This is a genomic window from Enterovibrio coralii (assembly GCF_001559595.1).
Taxonomy (GTDB): Bacteria; Pseudomonadota; Gammaproteobacteria; order Enterobacterales; family Vibrionaceae; genus Enterovibrio; species Enterovibrio coralii.
This window is the reverse complement of record NZ_LNTY01000055.1, coordinates 237636-243655: the sequence shown is the minus strand read 5'-3', so window position 1 is coordinate 243655 and position 6020 is coordinate 237636. Positions and strand designations below refer to the sequence as shown.

Genomic DNA, 6020 nt, shown 5'->3' with positions numbered 1-6020 from the left:
GAGTGCCCACACAGATTGCATTGGTCAAATTGTTAAAGAACGTTGACTTGGTAACTGGCTTAGTGCGCCGTGTTCCGTGTCGATGAGGCGCATTATAGAGAGTCTGATCACGTTGGCAAGCGCAAATTCAAAAAAAGTTCATAAAACTGGTTTAATTGCTCGAATTTGAATCGAAATGGGCTTTTTAGAGCATTTATTGACCCAAAATCCGCATTTTTCCTGCCTTACCCTTTCGTGTAGCACACCATAAACCCTTTCGCATTTGTTCTGCTGGTACATTTAGACACTGATATCCTGCTGATGAAAAACAGCTTCTCTATATATAAAGAAAGGAAGTGATAGATAGAGTGGCAAAAATACGTCATATAAGAGGAAGAAAACAGAATAGGAACAAAAGAGGCCAATTAGAGAAAACGTCAGCGAGATGAACGAAAAATGGTTTTAACGACATAAGCGGTGTTCGCGCAGGATGCGCCTGAAGCAACTCTAAGTCATCACAAAACAATGAGCCTGCAGAATCCTATGTTTTCGTTCCACTACTTTGCGTAAACCGCCCTCGTCATTCACTTACGATAGATACGAAAAAGCCGAGTTCGAAAGACTCGGCTTTTTACTGTGTAAGCATCTGCACATAACGTCACTCAACACCTGTGTGCCTTCGCCAGCTTTATAACTGATTCTGACGGAATATTTCAGAATGCCAGAAACGAAAAAAGCCCCAGTCTTTCGACTGGGGCTTTTCCGGAATTTGGTGCCCGGGGCGGACTTGAACCGGCACAGTTATTCACCGGCGGATTTTGAATCCGCTGCGTCTACCAATTTCGCCACCCGGGCAAGTGAGGCTGATTATACGCAAGCCGAACTACAGCGCAAGCCCATAATTCACAAAAAGTGTTTAACCGTTTCTTTTTTCATCAATGCGATGCGATAGCACGCAATTTGCGACAACTTTATCCATGCAAACCCCGTATTAACACTGGTAGACTAGACGCATTACTCATTATTAGGACAAAAATAATGTCTCAAACTTCCACCCAATACAGCGTTCCTAAGGGAGCGGGATTCTTTCGCCGCATGGGTGCTTGGCTTTATGACTTTATGGTGCTGGTCGCCATCGAGATGCTTGCAATCGGTTTGGTCGTTGGTGGTTTCGCCATTGCGATTCAATTTGGCTTCTCTATTGAAGGGTATGAAGATGTCAGTGACTTTCTGACACGCAACCCAGCTGTCAGCCCATTCTTTACTGTTTACGTGTTTGCTATTGCTGCTGGTTTTTACGGATACTTCTGGACCCGCGCTGGCCAGACCGTTGGCATGAAAGCCTGGAAGTTGAAAGTGATTAGCGAGTTTGGCGGCAATGTCACCTTCACGCAGTCATTGATCCGTATGGCGACCTCTTGTTTAGGTGTGGGCAACTTGCTGGCACTGTTTGACAGAAACAACCGCGCTTTTCAGGATCACTTTTCAAACAGCCAAGTCATCAAAATTGACTAAGGTGTTTGAGCAAGCAAAAGAAAAGGGAGCCAATTGGCTCCCTTTTCTTTCATTTATATCTACAACTTTCTGTTGAGCAGATAAAGCGTCACACCGATGAAAGCCAAACTTGGGGCTATCGCGCCGAAAAACGGCGGCAGTTGATAGACTAAAGTCAGCGGCCCGAATACTTCGTTGGAGATATAGAAGGCAAAACCAAAGATAACGCCTGACAGCACACGCGCCCCCATGGTCACCGAACGTAACGGGCCAAAGACGAAGCTCAATGCAAGCAGCATCATGACGCCAATAGATAGCGGTTGCAGCACCTTGCGCCACAATGCCAGTTCATAGCGAGAGGCATCCTGCTCAGACGCTTTCAGGTACTCAACGTAGCTATATACCCCGGTCAATGAAAGCTCTTCTGGCTTCACGGTAACAATAGAGAGTTTCTCTGGCGTTAACGTCGTCTTCCAAGCAAGCTCAGGCTCATTCGTCTCGGTGATTTTTACCGGCCCGTCGAAGTGAGTCACAGTCACGCCTTTAAGCATCCAGCTGTCTTTATCTAGGTACTCGCCTTTTTCTGCAAACACCATGGCTTCGAGATCTTGATTGTCATCAAACTTCCAAATGTTTACACCTGTCAGCGATTCTTGCTGATCGGTACGCGCAATATAGATGAAGTCATTGCCTCTTTGGCCCAAACGCCACGACGAACTGACATCACGCTACCACCAGACTTGGCAAAGGCACGAAGCTCTCTCGCTTCTTTTTGTGCATCCGGCGCGCCCCACTGCCCCAGTGCCAATACGATTAGCATCAGCGGCATGGCTGTTTTTAATACCGACAGCCCGATATCCAGCTTCGAGAAGCCCGCGGCCTGCATAACCACCAGCTCAGAACTGGAGGCCAAGTACCCAGACCTATCAACGCACCGAGCAATACCGCCATCGGGAAGAACATTTCGATGTCACGCGGCATACTGAGCAACACATATTGCAGTGCTGTCACCATGGTGAACGTGCCCTCGCCCACTGAGCGAAGCTGTTCTACAAATTTGATAATGGCAGACAGACCCACCAACGTCGCCAAACACAGCGTCGTCGTCGCGATGATCGTTCGCCCAATGTATAAATCGAGAATCTTAAACATTAGGCCGTTCCCCGCAGTCGGTATCGGAATTTACGCACTGGCATGCTGTCCCAACTCAGAAGGCCAATCGCCAAAATCAAGGCAGCAATGTTCACACTCCAAAGTCCAATTTCTGGTGGCAGTGTGCCCTCTTCAACAGCAGATTTTGCTGCACTGATTGCCAAGAAGTACGCAAGATAAATCAGTACCGCAGGGAAGAGTTTGGCAAAACGTCCCTGGCGCGGATTCACCGATGACAACGGCACCACAATCATGGTCATCAATGGAATACACAAGACCAAAGCGATACGCCATTGCAACTCAGCCTGCGCTTGTGGCGAAGACTGACCAATCAATTCTGGCGTTGGCATCGCGTCCCAATCACGGCTCTTCTGGCGCACTTCACGTTGACCAATCAGTACCTGATAGTTTTCATAGTCCGTGATGGTGTAATCCAATCGCGTTGGGAAACCTTCGTAGCGTGTGCCTTGGTTCAAATCCAACACCTGTCTGCCGTCAGGCAGCTCAGACACATAGCCTTTCTCTGCCACCACCACGTTCGGGCGCATGGTGCCACGTGGTACAGGCTGTGCGATAAAGACTTTATGCAGATCTTTACCATCACCCGTGATGTTATTGATGTACACCACGGCCTGACCATCTGGCGTGGTTTGGATCTGACCTTGCATCAGCAGTTCTAACCCCGTATCGGCCTCTAACTGCTCCATCACTTTTATTTCTTTATTGTTTGCCCACGGTGTCAGCCACAGCGAGTTAAATGCCGCCACAGCACCCGTAATAAGGGCGAGATAGAGCGCAGCACGGATCAGGAACTTGTTTCCTATCCCTGTAGCATTCATTACGGTGATTTCACTTTCGGCGTAAAGACGGCCAAAAGTGATCAATATGCCGATGTACAAACTCAGCGGTAACATGAGCATTGCCATCGATGGCATGTAAAGACCAACCAGAGTTAACACATCGCTGCCCGGAATCGAGCCATCTGTCGCACTCGTTAGCACGCGAATAAATTTCTGACTAAAAAAGACCAGAAATAGAACAAACAGCACCGCAAGTTGCGTTTTCACTGTTTCTCGGATCAAATACCGAACAATAATCACGGCGTTTTACCTTTAGAAAACTTGTTTTTTTACTCGAATCGCTATAGTTTTTCGGTAAATCAGTTGTTTTTTAATCTTTCGGCCAAGTGTTGACCTGCTTCTATTCAATTTACGTCGAACACGGTTTCGAGTTCCAATAAAGCGGGCATTATCTAACATTTAGCCTCACTTGTCTTTAGGATGTAGGAGTACGCATGGAGTTCAGTGTAAAAAGCGGGAGTCCCGAGAAGCAACGCAGTGCATGTATCGTCGTTGGTGTGTTTGAACCACGCCGCCTGTCTCCGGTAGCGGAACAGCTCGATAAAATCAGTGATGGCTACATCAGTAGCTTACTGCGTCGCGGTGACCTCGAAGGCAAACCTGGCCAGATGCTGCTATTGCACCACGTTCCGAACGTACTGTCTGAGCGTGTACTGCTTGTTGGCTGTGGTAAAGAACGTGAACTGGGCGAACGCCAGTACAAAGAAATCATCAAAAACACCATCAACACGCTGAACGAAACCGGTTCAATGGAAGCGGTTTGCTTCCTGACTGAGTTGCACGTTAAAGGCCGTGACACTTACTGGAAGGTTCGTCAGGCGGTTGAAAGCACCAAAGACACCCTTTACACCTTCAACCAATTCAAGAGTGTGAAACCTGAAACGCGTCGTCCACTGCGTAAACTGGTATTCAACGTACCAACGCGCCGTGAACTGAACCTGGGCGAGCGTGCAATCGCACACGGTCTGGCAGTTGCGTCGGGTGTTCGTGCATGTAAAGACCTTGGCAACATGCCACCAAACGTGGCAAACCCAGCATACCTTGCTTCTCAAGCACGCCGTCTGGCGGATGACTTTGAAAAAGTCAGCACCAAGATCATTGGTGAGCAAGAAATGAAAGAGCTGGGCATGACGTCTTACCTTGCGGTCGGCCAAGGTTCGAAGAACGAATCTATGATGTCCATCATGGAGTACAAAGGCCACCCAGACCCGAGTGCTAAGCCAATTGTCTTGGTTGGTAAAGGTCTGACGTTTGACGCAGGCGGTATTTCCCTGAAGCCAGCGGCAAACATGGACGAAATGAAGTACGACATGTGTGGTGCAGCGTCCGTATTCGGTGCAATGAAAGCACTGGCGAAACTGGATCTGCCAATCAACGTTGTGGGTGTTCTGGCTGGCTGTGAAAACATGCCTGACGGCAACGCTTACCGTCCGGGTGACATCGTGACCACCATGTCTGGTCAAACCGTCGAAGTGCTGAACACGGATGCGGAAGGTCGTCTGGTACTGTGTGACGCGCTGACCTATGTTGAGCGTTACGAACCAGAGTGCGTGATTGACGTAGCAACACTTACCGGTGCATGTATCGTGGCACTGAGCCACCACATCAGCGGTCTGTTGTCTAACCATAACCCACTGGCTCACGAAATCGTGAATGCGTCTGAGCAAGCGGGTGACCGCGCTTGGCGTTTGCCAATGACCGAAGAGTACCAAGAGCAGCTGAAGAGCCCATTTGCTGATATGGCAAACATCGGTGGCCCAGGCGGCGGTACCATCACAGCAGGCTGTTTCCTGTCTCGCTTTGCGAAGAAGTACAACTGGGCACACCTTGATGTTGCGGGCACGTCTTTCCAAGGCGGCGCAAACAAAGGCGCGACTGGTCGTCCTGTCCCATTGCTGGTCCAGTTCCTTCTGAACCGTTCTGGCCTTGAGGTTGCAGAGTAAAAACTGCATAAATAGAAAGGAGGCCTTGGCCTCCTTTTTTTATCTCCGGCTTATAAAAAGCAGTAGCTTTTAGCAACAACTCAACGCACACTGAGCCGGTTAAATTATCATCTTTTCGGAAACCACCATGGCACTGGCAACCTTCTACATTCTGGATGAAAAGCATGACAAGCCTCAGCAGCAAATGCTGGAAACGGTTTGTTCGCTCGCGAGCCAGTTCTGTCAGCAAGGCATGAAAGTGTTTATTACTGCTGACAGCAAAGCTCAGGCAGAAACCATCGATGAGCAGCTTTGGCAACGTTCACCAGACCATTTTGTTCCGCACAATCTTATTGGTGAAGGACCGCGTGGTGGCACCCAAGTGGAAATCGGTTGGCCGGGTGTTCGCCCTGCTGGCCACCGAAATGTGCTAATAAACTTGGCTGAGGAAGCAGCAATTTTTGCGCCTTCCTTTGCACAAGTGGTAGACTTCGTGCCTTGCGATGAAACTCTCAAGCAACAGGCTCGAGAACGCTACAAAATTTACCGCATGGCGGGGCGCGAAATGCGTACCCTCGCCATTGAAGAATCGTCCGTTATTTGATCCATCAAG

General features: G+C 49.0%; 4 protein-coding genes, 1 tRNA gene and 1 pseudogene. 3 read left to right on the top strand and 3 right to left on the bottom strand.

The annotated features are described in order from the left end of the window. Window positions 1-749: 749 nt before the first annotated feature. Window positions 750-834, bottom strand: a tRNA-Leu gene (locus ATN88_RS21265). Window positions 835-1017: 183 nt separating this feature from the next. Between ATN88_RS21265 and ATN88_RS21260 the strand changes: the two genes are divergently transcribed. Then, window positions 1018-1494 (top strand): RDD family protein, encoded by a 477-nt coding sequence (locus tag ATN88_RS21260; protein WP_067419589.1) that lies wholly within the window; start codon window positions 1018-1020, stop codon window positions 1492-1494. 59 nt (window positions 1495-1553) lie between these two features. On the opposite strand, the pseudogene lptG reads toward ATN88_RS21260, so the two are convergent. Next, window positions 1554-2625 (bottom strand): annotated as a pseudogene (lptG, locus tag ATN88_RS21255) (LPS export ABC transporter permease LptG). Then, complete coding sequence (lptF, locus tag ATN88_RS21250; protein WP_067419588.1) at window positions 2625-3725, bottom strand: LPS export ABC transporter permease LptF; 1101 nt, start codon at window positions 3723-3725, stop codon at window positions 2625-2627. Before lptF ends, lptG begins: the two are co-directional and overlap by 1 nt. A 194-nt stretch (window positions 3726-3919) precedes the next feature. On the opposite strand from lptF, the gene pepA reads away from it, so the two are divergent. Both pepA and ATN88_RS21240 read left to right on the top strand, forming a co-directional pair. Further along, entirely contained in the window at window positions 3920-5428 is a 1509-nt protein-coding gene (pepA, locus tag ATN88_RS21245) for a leucyl aminopeptidase (RefSeq protein ID WP_067419587.1), read from the top strand. 127 nt (window positions 5429-5555) lie between these two features. After that, on the top strand, window positions 5556-6011 hold the full coding sequence (locus ATN88_RS21240; RefSeq protein WP_067419586.1) for a DNA polymerase III subunit chi: 456 nt from the start codon (window positions 5556-5558) through the stop codon (window positions 6009-6011). The last annotated feature ends 9 nt before the right edge of the window (window positions 6012-6020 follow it).